The sequence below is a fragment of the Roseibium sp. genome, assembly GCF_051016195.1.
Classification (GTDB): Bacteria; Pseudomonadota; Alphaproteobacteria; order Rhizobiales; family Stappiaceae; genus Roseibium.
Window position 1 is genome coordinate 3,002,042 of the sequence record NZ_CP134616.1, and the last position, 18,266, is coordinate 3,020,307.

Here is an 18,266-nt window from a genome sequence, read left to right on the forward strand (position 1 = left end):
GATCGGCGTATCGATACGTATTGAAGTCAAAAGATGCTCGAAACTCTCGGCACATACGCGGAATCGCCTTTCGATGCCCCGCAGTTTCTGCAGTTAACGCCTGAAGTTTATCTGGTCGCCTGGGACCCAGCCCACACGGTCAACGCGCCGCCACAGCTTGAGGAGGCGTCCGGCAGGAAATTCTCCGCTCTTGCAAGTGTCCGCCTTGCGCTGCTCGACGGCCGCTCACGGATCGTCTGGGCGCTTGGGGTCAAGGAGCAGACACCACTGCAATTGAAGCTTACCGCCGGAACCGTCGGGTCCGGTGCCGATGTGATTTTCAATCCTGAGAAAGGCGCGGCTGCTGCGGACCCATTCGCGCTTACCAACGGACTGACACAGAACGCTTGTGCCGTTCTCGTCACGACAATCCTCAATACATGGTCGGGAATGTTCCGGCTTTCGCGTTCGCGAAGCTTTCTCGGATTTTCGAAAAAGCTGCTTCATTCCGTGAATGATACCCCGCCTGTCGGCGAGTGTGTCGCATGCGTCGGTGAAACCCGGATTGTCGAAACGCTGCTGAACAGCGAGTGTGCGGACGTCTCCTCCGCGGTGCTGATCGGCGGCGACGGGATCAGGCGGCTCGACCCCGAGCCATTCAACGCAATTTACAAACGCGGCAAGAACCGGCTGTTTGTCGGAACGGTCTCCTGCACCAAGCCGCCGTCGAAGAGCTTCCTTATGCTGTCCGGCCCCTGGGGGCTTGCCATCCGGCGGATCGAAGCGGGTGCAGAACCACGCTCGCTCGGCACCTGGTGGGCCGCCTATGCACGCAAACTGCCGGAACTGCGCGATCATCTCATAACCAGGTTCGGTGGCAAGAGCGCGGAAACACGGGCGGCGGTGCGGGATCTTCAACTGGCTGAACCGATGCCTGCCAGGCGCCATGGCGCGCTCGGCGAAACGGCCGCATTCTGTGCCGTGGAAACGGCTTTGACCGTCGAGAGCGGTGTGCTTGCAGGCGGCTGGATGCGTGATCCCGGCAGATCCTATGCGGGTCTCGATCTTCTTGTGCCCGGACTTGAGCCGCAATCTCTCGAACTGCACACGTTTGACGGTGTCCTCCCGGAATCCCAGGGCGGGTACGCGATCCGGAAATTCGTTGCGTTTGCGCCGGCGGGCGCGAAGATGCAGCATCACATCCAGCCGCGATTTGAACTCAGGCTCGCATCCGGTGAACGCGCTCCTCTCGTGCCCCCGCCGCAGCCGAGCGACGCGGCGGACAGCAGGGCGAGCGCGCTCGGCGTCGTGCCGCCCAGGCACGCGACGGACGAGGTGATCTCGCAATGCCTGGCGCAACCGTTCGCCGATTTGCAGGACCAATTCAGAAATCAAGTCGGATCCCCGAGCGAAATCTCGATCGGGACCCGGGTCAAGTCGCCGACCGTTTCCATCGTTGTTCCCCTTTACAAGGTTTACGAATTCATCAAACCGCAACTCGCCGCGTTTGCAGCCGACAAGTGGCTGGCCGAAAATGCTGAAATCATCTTCGTGCTCGATTCCCCGGAGCAGGCGACGCATGTCGAGGATCTGATGATCGGATTTCATCTTCTTTACGGCCTGCCGCTTCGGCTCGTCGTCATGGAGCAGAATGGCGGCTACGCACTGGCCTGTAATGCCGGGGCGGCGCGTGCGCAAGGCCGTTATCTCGCCATGATCAATTCCGACGTCGTGCCCACGGAAAGCGGCTGGCTTGAGCAGCTCTGTGCCTGCCTGATGATGGATGAACAGGTGGGCGCGGTCGGCGCGAAACTGCTTTATGCGGACAACGCCATTCAGCATGCCGGCCTGAAGTTCATTCACGATGAAAAAAAGCGCTGGTTCAACCATCACTACTTCAAAGGCTTTCCACGAAACTATGCCCAGGCCAGCCTGTCGCGGGAGGTCCCGGGCGTAACCGGTGCCTGCCTTGTCATATCTCGGTCCGACTTCGAACAGGCCGGTGGATACACCACTGATTTCATCATCGGAGACTACGAAGACAGCGACCTTTGCCTCAAGTTGAGGGCCAGTAACAAGAAGATCTACTACTTGGGCGATGTCGAGCTCTATCACTTCGAGCGTATCTCAATAAAGAAAAACGGCGATTACACAAGGGGAGTTGCGTCTCAGTACAATCGATGGCTTCAGCAACTCAGATGGGAACAAGAGATTATGGATGTAATGTCGTCAATCGGGGCAAGGGACGGGGTGCTGGCCGGATGAACTCACCCGTCGTCATCCAGGACCATGTCCGTTTGAAGTCAGCACCGCTCAGCGGCGACAGACTGGCCCTGCTTCAGAAAACGATCGAACGGAACCGTTTTCTGCCCGTGCCGCCACAGGAAGAAAACTTTGTCGGCGATGGTGACTACCTCGCGATCGGAACGGAGTTTCTGGGGCATTTCGTTGAACTCGGCGGATTGCGTGAAGATGAGCGTGTCCTTGATATCGGATGCGGCATCGGGCGGATGGCGGTGCCGTTGACGCAATATCTCGATCCCGATGAAGGCCAGTATACCGGGCTCGATCCGGCACCTGCCGGCATACGCTGGAGCACGCAGCATATCGGATCCGCCTATCCCAATTTCCGCTTCATGCACCTGGATATCGCGAACGAGCTCTACAATCCGAACGGCAGCATCAGGGGCACCAACCTGTCGCTTCCCTTCGAGAGCAACGCGTTTGACTTTGCGATCATGACGTCTGTCGTCACGCATTTGCCGGCTAACGAGATCGAACCCTACTTTCGTGAAATCTCCAGGTTTCTTGAACCCGGCGGGAGGCTTTTCCTGTCCGCCTTCGTCATGGGCCCCGAAAGCCAGCGCGGCACGGTGGAACCGGGCCCCAGGATACGGTTTCACCGAACTTCCGAAGGACCGTCCTGGCATGCGGACAAAACGGCGCTGCTGGCCGCCGTCGCCTTCGACGACGGGTTCCTGGACACCATGCTGCATGCAACCGGTTTTGACATCGCCCTGAAAAAGCTCGGCCACTGGCGTGGGCAGACGGGCAGCCAGCACTACCAGGACTTTTTTGTCGCTGTTAAGTCGTCGCGGGGACAGGGTTCATGAGGATCCTGGTTTTTGCGCACAATCATCCGGATCTCCATCCCGGGGGCACGGAGACAGTTGCGCTTGAACTGTCCCGGGCCTACCGGGAAGCCGGACATCAGTCGCTGTTTGTCGGTGCTACCAACCAGTTGCATCGTGAACCACACCCGGGCACCAGCTTTCAGGCGATCAGCGACAGCGGCGATGAATTGCTGATGTGGGCGGGTCACTTCGACCGCTTCAACATGAGCCAAATCGACTTGCGAGCGTTCGTCCCCGATATGACGGCCTTGCTGGAGAGTTTCCGGCCGGACATCGTCCATATTCACCATCTGATCCTGTTTGGCGTCGAACTGCCGCTTCTGATCCGCCGCATTCTCCCTAACGTTCGCATCGTCATGACCCTGCATGACTACTACGCGATCTGTGCAAATGACGGCGTCCTGATGCAAAGTCCCGATGAACCTTGCGCAGCGCTCGGACCGGGCGGGTTGTGCCGCTGCGTCGAGGCAGCAAAGCCGAATGATATGCGGCTGCGCGAGCGTTTCATCAAATCCCATCTTCAAGCCGTCGATCAGTTCGTCTCACCAAGCGCCTTCCTTCGGGATGTCTATATCCGCTGGGGGCTGCCGGCAGACAAGATTTCAGTCATCCGGAATGGCCGGCCCGAGACAGAGCCGGCCGAAAGCAGAGCCGGGAATGAAGATCCAAAACCTGTTTTCGGGTTCTTTGGAAACATGACGCCCTGGAAAGGAATCGAGGTTCTGCTCCAGGCGGCAAGGCTTCTGATCGAACGCGAGGTCGATTTTGAATTGCGCGTGCATGGCGGCTCGCCTTTTCAGGACCCAAACTTCGTCGAGCGGATCGAAACGCTCTTTGAAGACACCAGCCCGCATGTCATACGGCTCGGCCCCTACAAGCCGCATGATGTTGCAGAGCTCATCGAACCGGTCGATTGGGTGATCGTACCTTCGCTCTGGTGGGAAAACGCGCCGTTGGTGATTGCCGAAGCGCAGCAGCACAGGCGTCCCGTGATCACTACCGGCGTCGGTGGCATGGCGGAAGCTGTTCAAAACGGCGTCGACGGACTGCACGTGCGCAGGAACGATCCATCGGGTTTGGCAACCGTGATGGCAAAAGCAGCCGCGGATCCGAAAAGGTATCGGGAACTGGCGGAGAACACGCAACAGCCCCCAACCGTTTCCAGTGTCGCGGAGCAGTATATCCAGCTGTTTGAAGACCAAAGCCGGTTCGCAGACGACCCCGCAGCCTGACGAGAGCACAATGACTGCAGCAAAACTTGAAGAAAAAGCAGAAGCCGTGGATGAGGACAAACGCGAAGTCCCGAAGATCCAGGGGCGCGTCGATGCTTTCGAAAACGGGCGCCTTCTCGGGTGGGCCTGGGATGCTGCCAACCCCGATGACCGCATGACGATACACGTTCTTCACGACGGCGATCGCGTGATGAGCAAGCTGGCGGATACGAAACGGATCGATCTGCAGCGCAACGGGATTGGTGATGGCGCCTATGCCTTTGACCTGCAGCTTCCGCAGGCCGCCGCATCGGCGCCTGAGGGGTTGTCCGTGATCGCCGAATCCCCGCGGGACGGGGTGCAAACCAAGCTGCCTCGGCCGAGCGCCGAAGAACGCGCCGCGGAAGCCGCCATTGCGCTGCCGCTCTCGATCGTCATGAAAAAACTGGACCGGGTGATTGCGATACAGGGGCAGAGCACTCTCGGACAGCGGGATGCGACAGAGCTTCTGAAAGAGACGACCAGCCGGATCGATACGCTCGCATCGACGGAGGGAGAGCTTGGCGAGGCGCTGGCTATCCTGAAAAACGGGCAGGGCGATCTTGCGCAGCGGATCAAGGAACTTGAAGTGTTTCTCCTGCGCTTCGACACGACGCTGAAAAGCTTTGACGACCGGTTGGTGGCCCTTGGCGACCGCAACCGCAACAGCCTCAAGGTTCACATGCTGTTGCTTGCGATTCTGGTCGGGTTTGTCGGTGGGATGGTCTTTGCCGCCGCTGGTGGTTTGTGGAGTTGATCGCGATGGAGCCGGTGGTCACGCTTGAAGGCGCAAAAAGGCTGTCGGATACGTCTGCCGAGCACAAGGCGCTTACGGGCGAGGCAAAAGACCCGCCCGATGCGGTTCTGCCAGTCGACGGCCGCAGCGTCCTTTGCTCCGTGGTGGACCGTGACACGATCCTGATTGCAGGTGTCGGAGAAAACTTCGCACGCAATCTTCAGGCCGTGCTCAACGAAGATCCTAAAACCGCGGTTCCCTGCATGATCGTGTCGCTTTTGTCCAAGTCCAACCGGGATCGAACGCGCACGCCCTTCATTGCGATCCTGTCGCTGGATTCCGTCGCGGTGCCAAGGCTTCAAAGGGTGTCGATCCGCAGCAAGGGACACTCTCATCCCTACGCGGTCAAATATGGGCCGGTTGCGTTCGATCTTTTCGTGCGTCTTGTCGGCGACGCCGTTTCGCAGAAGGAAGCGAGTGTTGTCGAGGTGCTGATCGACGCGCTGATCGCCGCGAACTCGGAGGTCAAGAGCCAGGCGGTTGCCGCCAAACTTGTCATGCATGTCGCGCGCAGGGACGGGTATGTCGAAATGCTCGGGCAGTTCGATGAGGGTGACTACTACATTCAGGGCTGGTCGAAAGAACCCCCGGTCGGCCGCAACCGGGTGTTTGTTTTTGACGGGTCGCTCCGTGTCGCGGATCTTTCCTGTTGTGTGTTCGAAAGAAAGGACACGGGCGGCAAGGCCCCCGGTTTCGCCGGTATTCTGGACAATGCGGAAGGTGTCGACGCGCCTGCGATCCGGAGTCTGTTCTTTCGCGGCCGCAGCGGGTGGAACAAGGTCGATGTCCACGAGAAAAGCACGGTTTCACCCGCGCGGGCGCTGCCGGGACACCTGAGAGCACTTTTGCCGCGGCTCAACATGTCCGGCGGAGCCCGTGAGAAACTTGAACGGGCCTCGCTGCGGTTTGACGGGCGGGAGTCGGTCAGCGAACTGGATGTGCCGGTGCGGATCGGCGTCGACTTTTGTGCTGCGACGCATTGCGGAAGCGTTGTGATTTCCGGTTGGCTCCTCGACCCGGAAGATCATGCCGAGGCTGTCTTTCTGCGCGCCGGGGAGCGTTCGTCGAGGCTGGACAAGACCTGGACAACACAGGAAAGGCCGGACGTCACAGAGACTTTTGAAGACCTGTCACCCTTCCTGGGCGCGGCAAGGGGAAGTAACCGGCACGGCTTTCTCGCGTTTATTCCCGAGATCGGCGGTTGTCTCGAAGACAAACCCTATCTCGAGGTCATACTCAGAGACGGACGGTCGGCCTATGCGCCGATTGCCCTGGGGCGTACGTCATTGCGGTCCGCATTGCGCCGTCTTGTTGCCGGACTTGATCCGACGATTGCTTCGGCCACCGACATTATCGAGCGGCAGTTTCTTCCTTTGCTCGCCGGCGCTCCCCTGTCGCAACCGACCGTGGAGGACATAAAGGACATCGGTCCTATGCCGGATGCAGCGCAGAGATCCATCGTGATCGGGTCTGATGGCTCTATCAACACGCTCAGAACTCTCTTGCCGGTTCTGGCGCTTGATCCGTTCCTGAGGGGGACGCCGATTGTCGTTTCAGCGTCCGAGAACGCGATCGACGAGCAGTTTCAGGAGATAGCTCGTCTGGGATCATTCTACGGCCTTTCTCTCAGGATCGTGCGGGCTGGGGGAGTGGAAGACACACTCGATGCGATTCAGGCCGGTCTTCAGGCTGCGCCATCCGAAACGGTGGTCTGCCTTGGCGCAGGCGTGTTGCCTCTCGGTTCCGGGTGGCTGGACACGCTGGTGGCGGAGTTCCAGAAGCACAACGAGGCATGCCTGGTGATGCCAACCGTGCTCTACGAAGACGATACGATCCGCTGGGCCGGTACATGGATCGACCGGGACGGTGATGCGCATGTTCTGAAGCAGCATTATGTCGGGTATCCGCGGCGAACGCTCATGGGTGCTGAAACCAGCGAGATCGTGGCAGCCACATTCGACTGCTGCGTGTTGCCGAAAACCGTATTCCTGACATCCGGAGGCTTTGCCCGGAATTACCTCGGCACCGACGAGAAGGGGCTCGATGCGACCCTGAAACTCAGGGCGGCAGGGTTGAAGTCCTTCTGGGTGCCGCAAGTCGAGGTGGTTCATCCCGAAAGCGGGCAGGGAAGCGAACGCCTCTGGCACAAGCTTGTGGGTCAGCACGATCGGCAACAGTTCAACCATTCGTGGGGCGGGCGGCTTGGTGCGCTGAAGGAGGGATTGCAATGACGGGCACGTCACCGGCAAAGCGGGATGCAGCCACAGATGAAACCCTTCGTGTGCTGGTCATTTCCCACGGCCACCCCGTGCTGTCACTCGGCGGTGCCGAAGTCGCGTCCTACAATCTTCACCTAGGTCTGAAGTCGGCGACGGGATCGCAGTCGTTCTTTCTTGCACGCGTCGGCGACGACTATCCAAGGCACGGCCGGTCGGCGCTGATGGGCGTTTCGAATGCCGAAGACGAGTTGCTCTATCACGCGGACGAATACGATCATTTCCTGATTTCCAACCGCAACACGGGCGATCTGCAGTCCGACCTGCGGCGCTTCGTTCGCTCCCTCAATCCGGATGTGGTTCATTTCCATCATTTTATCGGGCTTGGTCTCGAGGCGCTGCACGTCGTGCGCAGCGCGCTTCCCAATGCATCCATCATCGTCACGTTGCACGAGTTCCTCGCGATTTGTCACCACCACGGGCAGATGGTGAAGACGGGGACGCACGCGCTTTGCCGGATGTCGTCTCCGATCGCCTGTCACGGTTGCTTTCCAGAGATTTCACCCGGAGAGTTCCTGCGCCGGAGACACTTCGTCCAATCGATGCTGGGTCTTGCGGATGGTTTCGTCGCACCCAGCAGGTTTCTTGCCGAAAGATATGAACAGTGGGGTCTTCCCGGCGAGCGTGTTTCGGTGATCGAAAACGGTCTGAACGTTCCCGAAAAGGCCGACGCGAGACGGCTCAGGGATGCCGGCGACAGACGCTCGCGATTTGCATTCTTCGGGCAGATGACACCTTACAAGGGCGTCGATGTCTTGCTGGATGCGGTGCAACGCATCCCCGACAGCATCTGGAAAGACGATGCGTCCCTGACGATTTTCGGCGGCAACCTGGACAGGCAACCGGAAGCGTTCCGGACCAAGATCGCCGGCCTGATCGAGAAAACCGAAAACCGTGTCCGTTTTGCCGGTTCCTATCAGAACCGGGACATGCCTTCGCTGATGCGCCAGGTCGACTGGGTTCTTCTGCCATCTGTCTGGTGGGAGAACTCACCCGTCATCATCCAGGAAGCGTTCCATCACGGAAGGCCGCTGATCTGCAGTGGCATCGGCGGAATGGCCGAAAAGGTGAAGGACCGGGTTGACGGACTGCATTTTCTTGCCGGCAGTCCTGAAGACCTCGCCGACACGATGAGCGAGGCGCTGCAGAACAAGGATCTGTGGCATTCACTTCGGGCGGGAATCATGGAACCGAACACCTACCAGGACTGTGCGAGGGAGCATCTCAATTTCTATCGATCGGTCCTTGCGGAGCGCCACAAAGGAGCACCAGCGATAACCGGCAACCTGAAGCAAAGTGCGTAGGAGGTTTTTCCGTCGGACCGGTGCGCAACATGACCAATCAACCGCAAGTCCGGCACTGCGTGATGAAAATTTTCAGCCTCGGAGCGGGTTGCTTTGAAGAGACGGGTTAGTTTGCGTTGCACAATCAATTCATGATGTAAGTAAACAAGGAAAAAGGTCCGTAAATTCGCACCTGGCGTTGAATCGAAGGTTGCGGATGATGTCGCAAATTTACAATATTAATTCGAGTTTCGAATTACATTTCAGAATATTATCTGTTTATTTCTGAGGTAATTTCAATAAAAATTCTCTAGAAGTAATTAAATACATAAAAAAACAGTAATTTTACTATGCTGCGCCGCATTATCGTCATAAACTGACGCAAATTTCTGATAGTGTACTTGATGATCGAGTATGGGCTTTTTGTGGAAAAATGCCCGTAGTGTGCGAAGTTTGGGGGCTCCAATGACAGTCGTGGCCACGCAAGAGGCATTTCCAGTTGAGAAACCGGCAATCGAGGAAAGGCTCCTCAAAGATCTAACCCTCATGGTGGTCGGCGTCGGGCGGCAAGAGTTGCCAAATGCCCTTTTGGGTGCGGTGCAAACCGTCTGGTTTGAGGGAATTGCAGACGGTCAGGTCCTGTTTTCCGATCAAAACGGAGCGGTGTTCCAGGTCATCGAAGCGCCGGCCATGGCATTCGCGGTTCTGGCTGAGCCGGGGACTTCGGCGGATGTCGACACCCTCTTCAAATGGCTGCAAAGGCACGGTGTCGTGCAGCTGCCTTCCGTCGTCGGCTGGAGCCGGGGTCAGGAAAACGAAGCGATTTCATCGGTCCTGGCTCTCGTGGCAGAACACGTGAAATCGGCCGCCCGGCGGCTGGTTTTGTCGAACCGGGAACTCAGAACCCTTCGCAGCATGAATGACGACCTGCAGAACAGGTTCGCCGCGATCGAATCTTTCCTGAACCGGAACGGCCTGCAACCGCTCGATCTGGTTTTCAGCAATGAACCTGCCGAGAACCCGCTCAATGCCAATGTGCTTGCCAGCGCATCGCAGGACGGGATCAGCCAGATCCTGCCCGTACCGAGTTCAGGGGTCAGCGGCGTGTCCGTGCACGTGGATCAGCCCGGCGCGCGCCAGGATCTGAAACTGCGCGCGCAACTGGTCACGCTCGAGGACTTGCGCATTGTCGACAGCTGGCAGATTTCCAGCGGAGACCTGGCCAGCGGCTGGAACATCTTCGGCCTGTCCAAATCGACCGCCGGGCTCAACCGCACGCTGGAGTTCCGGCTTCAGATCGAAGAGGCGGACGAGGATACGCCGCGCCTGTCACTCGGCAGCCTGCAGCCGATCGAAATGTTCCAGGTGAGGGACGCCTCCAACGGTATGCCGGTCCTCAAGAACAGCCTGGCGCTGCAGGTCTGGGGCGGTATTCCCGGTGTCTCCATGCCGTCTTCTGCCAACTACATTCCGGCCCAGTCCCAACAGCTCTCTCAGGGCGAAGGGTTCCGGGACATGCCGATCGCACCGGGCATTCTGGAACTCGCGAGTCTTGCGAACTCCGATGAAGTCGAATTCGATTTCGAGGCGATCATGCCGTTGCCCGCAGAACGGGCGATCGGGTGTCACCCGCCTGCCGAAGGCATGACAATCGGCGAACTACCCGCCGCGTGTCCGCCACAGATCATTCGCATGTCTGCTAAGGCCTTCATCGACAACAGCCGCGCCGCCGACATCGACTTTGCGATCGCGGTTGCGGGCAATCTTGACGCAGCACGCGCCCTCTTCCGGGAAGAAAGGGAACAAACGGTTGGCGAGGCCTATTCGGGCTGGAAGCCCGTTTCCTTCGGCGAAAGCGCCCATTTGAGCGCCTTTGCCAGCGAACAGGTCGGTGCCTGGCAGAACGTCTATTTCGCAACGCGGATGAGCGAACAGGGCAGCAACGATTTCGCCTGGGCGAAGTTCACGAATTTCCGCGCAGTCGTGAGCGGATAACCGGATGTTGCGTCAAACTGCAAACGAGCAGGATCATCCGAATGTGCGCTACGCACAGTTCGGCGGTTGCGAAAAACCTTCGGCGACCATCGCCATTCTCATCCCGGTCTACAAGCACTCCGTTCTGTTGACGGAAGCGGTGGATGCTGCGCTCTGTCAGGAAGCGCCGTTCAACATCGCGGTGGTAATCGTCGACGACGGCTGCCCCTATCCCGAAACGGCGCAGGTCGGTCAGGCCTACGCGCTGGCGAACGAAAACGTCTACTACCTGAGGAAGCCGAATGGCGGTCTGAGTTCGGCCCGCAATTACGGTATCGATTTCGCCCTTCGCACCTTCAGCGACCTTGAGGCGGTCTATTTCCTGGACGCGGACAATCGCATCACCCCGACGGCAATGCGGGTGCTTCTGGACTACATGCGGGCGAACAAGGGGATCGACTGGATATACCCGAATATCGACAAGTTCGGGATCGAGTGGAACGGTAACTATACCGCCCAGTATTCCAGGCTTCTGCATGTCGTCTTCGACAATATCTGCGAAGCCGGGAGCCTGGTCTCAAGGAACATCCTTGATGCCGGCGTGCGTTTCGATGAAACCATGAAATCCGGCTTTGAAGACTGGGAGTTCTGGCTGCAGGCGCTTTCCCTTGGGTTCAAGGGCGCCAACCATCCGTTTTTCGGTTTCGAATACCGCCAACGTGCCGAAAGCATGCTGCGCGATTCCAACCGGACGCGGGAGAGCATTCTCGGATACATCAGGACCAAGCACAAAAAGCTGTTTTCCGCAGATACGCTTCTGCGTTGGGAGCACGAGGAAACTCCCCGCTATGTTTCTTTCGGGACCGATTCCTTTCTCGTCGACCTGTTCACGGATCCGATCGTTGCACATGAAAGGCGGGGCTTCGAGGAATTCGTCAAGATGTTCTGGGCTGCACGCACGGAACCCGAGACATTCGGCGTTCCGCCCTTCTGGCTCTGGATGTCGCCGGCCCATCGCGACGCCCTCAACGGTTTCGGGCTGCTGCACAATGTGCTCTGGCTTGGCGAACGCATGTCGCAGTCGCACAATTTTGTCGCCATCCGCTTCGAAAGCGACAAGGACAGGCTGGGCGTCGAAGTCACGACGCTCGGGGAGGGCAGGGAACTGACCAAGCGGCCGCTTGGCTGGATGTGTTCGCTCGGTATTGTTCAGCAATGCGTTGAGGACAAATCGGACGACTGGGTGCGCACACTCAGAAAAACCCAGCCGTCACCCAAAATTGCCGAGATTGTCGTCAGGGGACCGTTCTCCGCCGACGATATTCAGGGAACGGCCCTGTCCGCGACCAACTCTTTGCTGGCGACGCTCGGGGCGCTGCGGGATTCCGGTTACAGGAACGGCCCGAACAAGAGGTGGATCTGGAGATCCGCCTATTTCCCGGACAGAAGCAAGTATCACGAGTTGCTTCGTCACTCGCTCGGGGCCGCGCCTTTGATGCCGAGACTGGCCACAGAGGACGGTCCGCTGCGCGTCGGCCTGCTGTTGCCGATCGCCACTTTCGGCGGCGTTGAAAAAGTCGCCTATGCAGCCGCGCACGTCCTGAAGAAAGCGGGATGCGAAGTGCATCTGTTTGTGTTCGGGAAACCGGTTTACCATCGGATTCCAGACAATGACGGCCTGTTCGACAGCATCAACTTTCTCGCCGACGACTACCCGCTCTGGGGCGGTCCGAACATGTTCTCCGGACATGATATCCTCATGGGACATGACGAGAATGCGAAGGCCCGGGAAATTATCGGTTTCCTGTCCGGCCTTGATGTCGTCGTGAACAATCAGCTCGCACCCGCCAATGCGGTCTTTGGTGAACTCAGGCGCCGTGGCGTGAAAATCGTCAACTACATTCATGTGCTGGATTCATCGGAGATGGGCCGCGCGGCGGGTCATCCCTATCTGGCTCTTGCCTATGAGCACATCTACGACAGCATCCTGACCTGTTCGCGCGATATGGCCGAGTGGCTGCATGGCATGGGCGTCCCAAGCGCGAAGCTGCTGCATATTCCCAATGCTGCAGGGTACCCGCTTTCGAACGAGAACGTGGCACGGCTGACAGCAGCCAGAAGCCAGACGCACGAGGGACCGCTCAAGGCGCTCTTTCTGGGGCGCCTGGACCGGCAGAAGGGAATTGAACGCATCTATGCGGCGGCACGCACGCTCAAGAGACGCGGTATTCCGATCGACTGGCGCATTGTCGGGTCCGACGTCATGGACAGTGGTGCGGGCGGTTCCTGGCGTGAACGGTTTGCAGACGTGGGCATTCGCGTCGAACCACCGGTTTATGACAGCCGTCTTCTGAGCAAGCTGCTCGCCTGGGCCGATGTCTTCGTGCTCCCGTCCCGCTGGGAAGGCGCACCGCTTACGATCATCGAGGCGCAGCGTCTCGGCTGTGTTCCCATCGCCACAAATGTGGGAGCCGTGTCGGAACTCATCGAACACAAGAAGGACGGGATCCTGTTGCGGTCGACCGACGATGGCGTGGTTACCCATGATCTGACAGTCGCGCTTGAAGCCATTGCGAAATCGCCTCAGGTTTTGACCGGGCTTTCTGCGCGTGCCGCTCAGCAGGCGGCCGACCGGAACTGGGACAAGAGCCTGCAGCCTTTTCTGAGGCAATTGCACACCTGGTTCCCAGAACGCTTTAAGAGTATCCGGCGCACCAAGGTCGCGCTCCCGCAGTCCGAAAACTCACAGGAAACACCCGAAGTCAGGAAAGACGGCGGCGATGATGCCGTTTGGAAAAATTCAGTCCGTCAATCCTCCGCACAATAACTGAAGGGCGCATTTGGCCCGAACACTGGAAGGTGCAGATCGCATGAAAAAGCTCTTCGTTTTAAATGGCGGCGCTGCCGTCAAGCCAGGCAACAAATCGGCATTTTTAAAAATCGATGACCCGCTGTCGGCCTTTGCGCGCGGCGGCATCAATACTGGCGACGTGCTCGTTTACGACGCCATGCTGAAGGCGCTGGCGTATGACCAGATCAAGAATCTCCAGTTCGCCCATGCGGGCGACGAGAAACTCTGGCCGAAAGAGGAGTACGATGCGACCGTCATCCGGGGCTCGAACTACCTCACCGAGACCGTCGATATCGGCAATGTCGTTCCCCTGCTGAAGAAACTGAAAGGTCCAATCGTACCGATCGGCGTTGGTGCCCAGGCTGCCAAGTACAAGAAGCTGGAACTGCCGAAAGGCAGCGTCGAGGCCTGGAAAATCATTGCCGACAAATGCGAAACGATCGGCGTGCGCGGTGTCTACAGCGCCGAGGTCTTCAACGACATAGGCATCAAGAATATCCGGATCATCGGCTGTCCGAGTTTCTACCGGAACCTGCGTCCCTCCATCGAAATCAAGCCGATTGACCCGGCCAATGCACGTGTCGGCCTGACGCTCAACAGGTACCTGTCGGCCGATTATGCGTCCAATGCGACCAAAACCAACCGGATGCAGCGCGCTCTCATCCAGGCCGTTGCCAAGCGCTCCGAAAATCGCCTCTACTCACAGGGTGAGCGCGAGGAAACGCTTGCCATCTTCGAGGAGGGTGAGGCCAAGCAGAAACACATCCGCTCCATCCTCGAAAAGTACAGTCTTCAGGGCGACAAGGATGTGGAGACGCTGGTCAGCGACCGCATGCAGGCCTTTTTCGATGTTGACGAGTGGGCTGCGGATGCGAAGAAGAATGTCGACGTTCTTGTCGGGTTCAGGCTGCACGGCAACGTGATCGGCCTTCACCAGGGTATTCCGGCGGTCTTCTTCACCTACGATTCCCGCATTCGGGAGCTGTCGACACTGTTCGCCATTCCTTCGGTCGAAGTCGAAGACTACATGCCGATCAATCTCTCGAATATTTTCGAGAAGGCGGATTTCTCAAAGGTCCAGCATGTCTACCGGCTGAACTATGCAGAGTATCACCGCTTCCTGACAGAGAACGGGCTGAACCATGTGCTGGTCCAACCGGTGGCGGCGCCGCCCAAGAAAGCGCTCGAAAAGCCCAACCTGGTGCAGACAGACCAGAACCTGGGTGAAGTGACCGAGTGGTTCCAGGACGAAGTCGGCTACATGACGGGCGAAATCCAGACCTTGCGTGACCGGGCCTGGAAGCTGGAACTGGCGCTTCGTGAGGTCAGAACTCCGGACCCCAAGGCCAAGCTGGCAAGCTGACGCCGAAGATGACCTACATGCGGGAACTCCCTTCACCGGATCGCCGCCGTTTTTTGAAAGCGGCGGCAGGCGGGATCGCAGCGCTGAGCGTTGCGGCGGTGCCGAAGCCAGCAGCAGCCCTTTCCGGTGGAGGCCTGCCGGCTCCGCTTGCGCGGGCCAAGGGCGACTGGAAGCTCACGTTCGAGGACGATTTCGACGATCCGGTTGCGTTTCAGTCCACCTGGGAATCGCTGAAACGGGGCGGCCACAAGCATTTGACCATGCGCTACCCGCGCAACGTTCTGGTCGAGGACGGTGAGCTCGACCTGGAACTGGGCCATCAGGACGATCCGAAACGTCCCTTCACGGGAGGATACATCCGTACTCGTTCCTTCAGGCAGACCTACGGCTACTTCGAGTGCGAAATGCGCATTGCGAGCGAACCGGGGGTCAACAATGCGTTCTGGATGGTATCCGACCGGTCCTTGCAGGGTGACACGCAGTTCGAACTCGACGTCGCCGAAGTGAAGTACCCGAACATAGTCCAGGTCTCTGCCAGGAGGTGGAAACCGGAGAAGATTGTTTTGGCAGCAACCTATCGCACGGATCTGCAATTGGACCAGTCCTTCCACCACTACGCGATGCTCTGGACGGAAGACGAATTCCGTTTCTTCGTTGATGATGTCGATGTCTTCGACGTTGAAAACAGGTTTGCCCATACGCCGGCGATGCTGCTGTTCAGCAATGCCGTGGCCCCCTTCGCAGGCAAGAATGACGGCGATGTCGAAGGCGCAGCCACGACGATCCAGAACGTGCGCGTCTTCAAGGATATCAGCGCATAGTGCTCACGCTGGTGTCAATCTCGGGGAAGCAGCAACCCACCGCGTTCAATCGCAGTCCGGTTTCAAGTCAGATTTTTTCACTTGGCGGGAATCGTTCCGCTTCGTGTGGTTTCGAGGACACGATTTTCAATCAGCGTGACGCCCGGATGAGCCTGGTTGAACGGTGAACCGGCGCCCCCAAGCCAAGGTTGGGTTACGTTCCTTTCAACAGAGCTGTTCTCGGCCTGCCTTCCGTCCTTGTGAGCCATGATGGTGACGGATGGCGCACCTGGCTTTCCAGGCCGGAAATCCGTGACGAAGTTGTCCGAAACAACGACGTTTCGTGCGCCCATGACCGTAATGCCGTGCCAATGATCCACGGTGATCGTGTTGCCGCTGATGACCCAGTTCTCGTAGATCCCGTCGAAGAGGCCAATGCCCTGCAAGTGGCAGGTAAAGCGATGGTCGCCGTTTGAAATCCGATTGCGTTCGACGCGGACATTCCGGACAACGCCCTTGCCGGGTCGCCCATCCTCATCCAGGGACCAGGATTGAAAACCGTCGTCGTGGTTGTCATCAATATCGATGCAGGTGTCGATGGTGTTCTCGACATAGCTGGAGTTGTCACCAATTCCACGAATGCCGTCACCGGCAAAATTCTCGATGATGTTCCTTTCGATTTTGGCTCCGTCCGCGACGGTGGAAATACCGTGCCGGACATTGAAGACAAGGCTGTCTGTCAAGGAGATATCCTGCCCGGACAGGAAAACGCCATTGCGCACGTTCTCACGCCATTGTGGCGCGGACCAGTCTTGTGAACTGAATGCGGAGGCCACCGTCAGGTGTTCCAGTTCGATTGCCTTGCTTTCGTCAACGCTCACGAGGGCTTCGTCCGGCGCCGGCTTTGATACCGGAATGACGGAGATTTTTCGGATCCGGATTCCAGAGCTGGCGTCCACAATCAGTTGATCCAGATTTGGTGCACCACCGCCTGCCGCGGTGATGGTGAGTGGTTCTTCGAATTGAAGCCCCCTGATGACAAGCGTGCCATGATAGCCCGGCGCCAGAACCAAACGGTCACCGCCTGTCAGGCTGACTGAATCAATCAGTTTCTGGAGATTGCCCGGTGTCGCCGGAACCTGGTACTCGGTCGCAAGAGCGGCGCTGAAGCCGGAAAGGAAAAACGCCAACGCAATTATCAAAGTGTGTCGCACACATGCCTCGTCTGCACATTTGGGTAACGGTGTCTGCTGCAGCAGGATGCGCGCCAGACACAGAACATGAAACCTTGCCGGTTCGCATTTTTCGCCGTCCAGTCGCGTGAGGCTCGAGCGGACCTCATACCGGTAAAAGTCATGCCTTGCGCAGAGCTTCAGGATGTCGGCGCTTCGTATCCGCGCGGGTTCTTGCAGACCCAGTTCCATGTATCGCGGCACATGGCGTCAAGATCGCGTTCCGCCTTCCAATCCAGGACCTTTTCCGCAAGTTCCGTATTGGCGTAGCACTCCGCAACATCGCCATCGCGGCGGGGCGCGAATGCGTAACGGATCTCCTTGTTGGAGGCCCGCTCGAACGCACGCACCATCTCAAGAACGCTATAGCCGTTGCCAGTGCCGAGATTGACGGCGAAGCAGTTTGATGGCGCGGAGCCGGAGGCCAGAACTTCATGCGCGCGCAAGTGACCTTCGACAAGGTCGGTGACGTGGATGTAATCGCGCACGCCCGTGCCGTCGCGGGTGTCATAGTCGTTGCCGAAAACGGACAATTGCTCCCGGCGGCCATCAGCGACCTGGGTGATGAACGGCATGAGATTGTTCGGAATGCCGAGCGGGTTTTCGCCGATCTGTCCGCTGAGATGCGCGCCAACGGGATTGAAATAGCGCAAGATGCCGAACCGCCAGGCCGGATCGCTGGCGGCAACGTCGCTCAGCATTTCTTCGATCATGAGCTTGGTGCGGCCATAGGGGTTGACGGCGCTTGTCGGGTGATCCTCGGTCAGCGGGAGAAACTGCGGTTCGCCATAGACCGTCGCCGACGACGAGAAGATTAGCTGTTTCACGCCGCAGTTTGACATCGCAGAAAGCAGCCTGTGGGTGCCGACCACATTGTTCTCGTAATACGCCAGCGGCATCTTGGCCGACTCGCCGACCGCCTTCAGTCCGGCAAAATGGACCACGGCATGACACTTGTGCTTTTCAAGTATTTCTTCAAGCTTGTTCTGGTCTCGAATATCGGCAATTTCACTTACAACCTTGCGACCCGTGATCGCCTCTATCCGTTGCAGGCTGACGTCGCTCGCATTCGACAAATTATCAACAACGACAATGTCGTAACCGGCTTCCAGAAATGCGACGCTGCAGTGCGAACCGATGTAGCCGGCGCCGCCGGTAATGAGTACTGTCATATGATCCCCGTATGGTCACTGAATCAGTTATATACCGTAAAACTGATGAAGGTTTTTTAAAATCGGTCCTTTGTCTAAAATATGATGCGTAAATATTTAAATGCTTCAATTTTATACTTAATTTCGTTGTTTGAATCTGTTTCTTGATTTCTTGGC

Annotated in this window: 12 protein-coding genes; 10 read left to right on the forward strand and 2 right to left on the reverse strand. The window is 58.1% G+C overall.

Annotation, left to right across the window (positions count from 1 at the left end; genetic code table 11):
• Positions 1–33 precede the first annotated feature (33 nt).
• From RDA78_RS13820 to RDA78_RS13865, 10 genes are all read left to right on the forward strand, one after another.
• On the forward strand, positions 34–2,244 hold the full coding sequence (locus RDA78_RS13820) for a glycosyltransferase family 2 protein (RefSeq protein WP_434055876.1): 2,211 nt from the start codon (positions 34–36) through the stop codon (positions 2,242–2,244).
• Positions 2,241–3,092: a class I SAM-dependent methyltransferase gene (locus RDA78_RS13825; RefSeq protein ID WP_434055877.1), complete on the forward strand. Its 852-nt coding sequence runs from the start codon at positions 2,241–2,243 to the stop codon at positions 3,090–3,092. The genes RDA78_RS13820 and RDA78_RS13825 overlap by 4 nt, the downstream gene beginning before the upstream one ends.
• A complete protein-coding gene (locus RDA78_RS13830) occupies positions 3,089–4,345 on the forward strand; it encodes a glycosyltransferase family 4 protein (protein WP_434055878.1) in 1,257 nt (418 codons plus the stop codon). The genes RDA78_RS13825 and RDA78_RS13830 overlap by 4 nt, the downstream gene beginning before the upstream one ends.
• Positions 4,346–4,355: 10 nt before the next feature.
• On the forward strand, positions 4,356–5,120 hold the full coding sequence (locus tag RDA78_RS13835) for a hypothetical protein (RefSeq protein WP_434055879.1): 765 nt from the start codon (positions 4,356–4,358) through the stop codon (positions 5,118–5,120).
• A gap of 5 nt (positions 5,121–5,125) precedes the next feature.
• Positions 5,126–7,390, forward strand: a complete 2,265-nt coding sequence (locus RDA78_RS13840; RefSeq protein WP_434055880.1) for a glycosyltransferase family 2 protein — start codon at positions 5,126–5,128, stop codon at positions 7,388–7,390.
• On the forward strand, positions 7,387–8,739 hold the full coding sequence (locus RDA78_RS13845; protein WP_434055881.1) for a glycosyltransferase family 4 protein: 1,353 nt from the start codon (positions 7,387–7,389) through the stop codon (positions 8,737–8,739). Before RDA78_RS13840 ends, RDA78_RS13845 begins: the two co-directional genes overlap by 4 nt.
• A gap of 444 nt (positions 8,740–9,183) precedes the next feature.
• Positions 9,184–10,713: a DUF6212 domain-containing protein gene (locus RDA78_RS13850; protein ID WP_434055882.1), complete on the forward strand. Its 1,530-nt coding sequence runs from the start codon at positions 9,184–9,186 to the stop codon at positions 10,711–10,713.
• A gap of 4 nt (positions 10,714–10,717) precedes the next feature.
• Positions 10,718–13,519: a glycosyltransferase gene (locus RDA78_RS13855; RefSeq protein ID WP_434055883.1), complete on the forward strand. Its 2,802-nt coding sequence runs from the start codon at positions 10,718–10,720 to the stop codon at positions 13,517–13,519.
• 43 nt (positions 13,520–13,562) lie between these two features.
• On the forward strand, positions 13,563–14,906 hold the full coding sequence (locus RDA78_RS13860; RefSeq protein WP_434055884.1) for a polysaccharide pyruvyl transferase family protein: 1,344 nt from the start codon (positions 13,563–13,565) through the stop codon (positions 14,904–14,906).
• An 8-nt stretch (positions 14,907–14,914) separates the two neighbouring features.
• Positions 14,915–15,727, forward strand: a complete 813-nt coding sequence (locus tag RDA78_RS13865; RefSeq protein ID WP_434055885.1) for a glycoside hydrolase family 16 protein — start codon at positions 14,915–14,917, stop codon at positions 15,725–15,727.
• Between the two features lie 77 nt (positions 15,728–15,804).
• Here RDA78_RS13865 and RDA78_RS13870 read toward each other — a convergent pair whose 3' ends face one another.
• Positions 15,805–17,130, reverse strand: coding sequence for a right-handed parallel beta-helix repeat-containing protein (locus tag RDA78_RS13870; protein ID WP_434055886.1), 1,326 nt, complete (start codon positions 17,128–17,130; stop codon positions 15,805–15,807).
• The gene (gene galE, locus RDA78_RS13875; protein WP_434055887.1) at positions 17,079–18,110 is read right to left on the reverse strand and encodes a UDP-glucose 4-epimerase GalE; all 1,032 of its coding nucleotides are present in this window, start codon (positions 18,108–18,110) and stop codon (positions 17,079–17,081) included. Before galE ends, RDA78_RS13870 begins: the two co-directional genes overlap by 52 nt.
• Positions 18,111–18,266 lie beyond the last annotated feature (156 nt).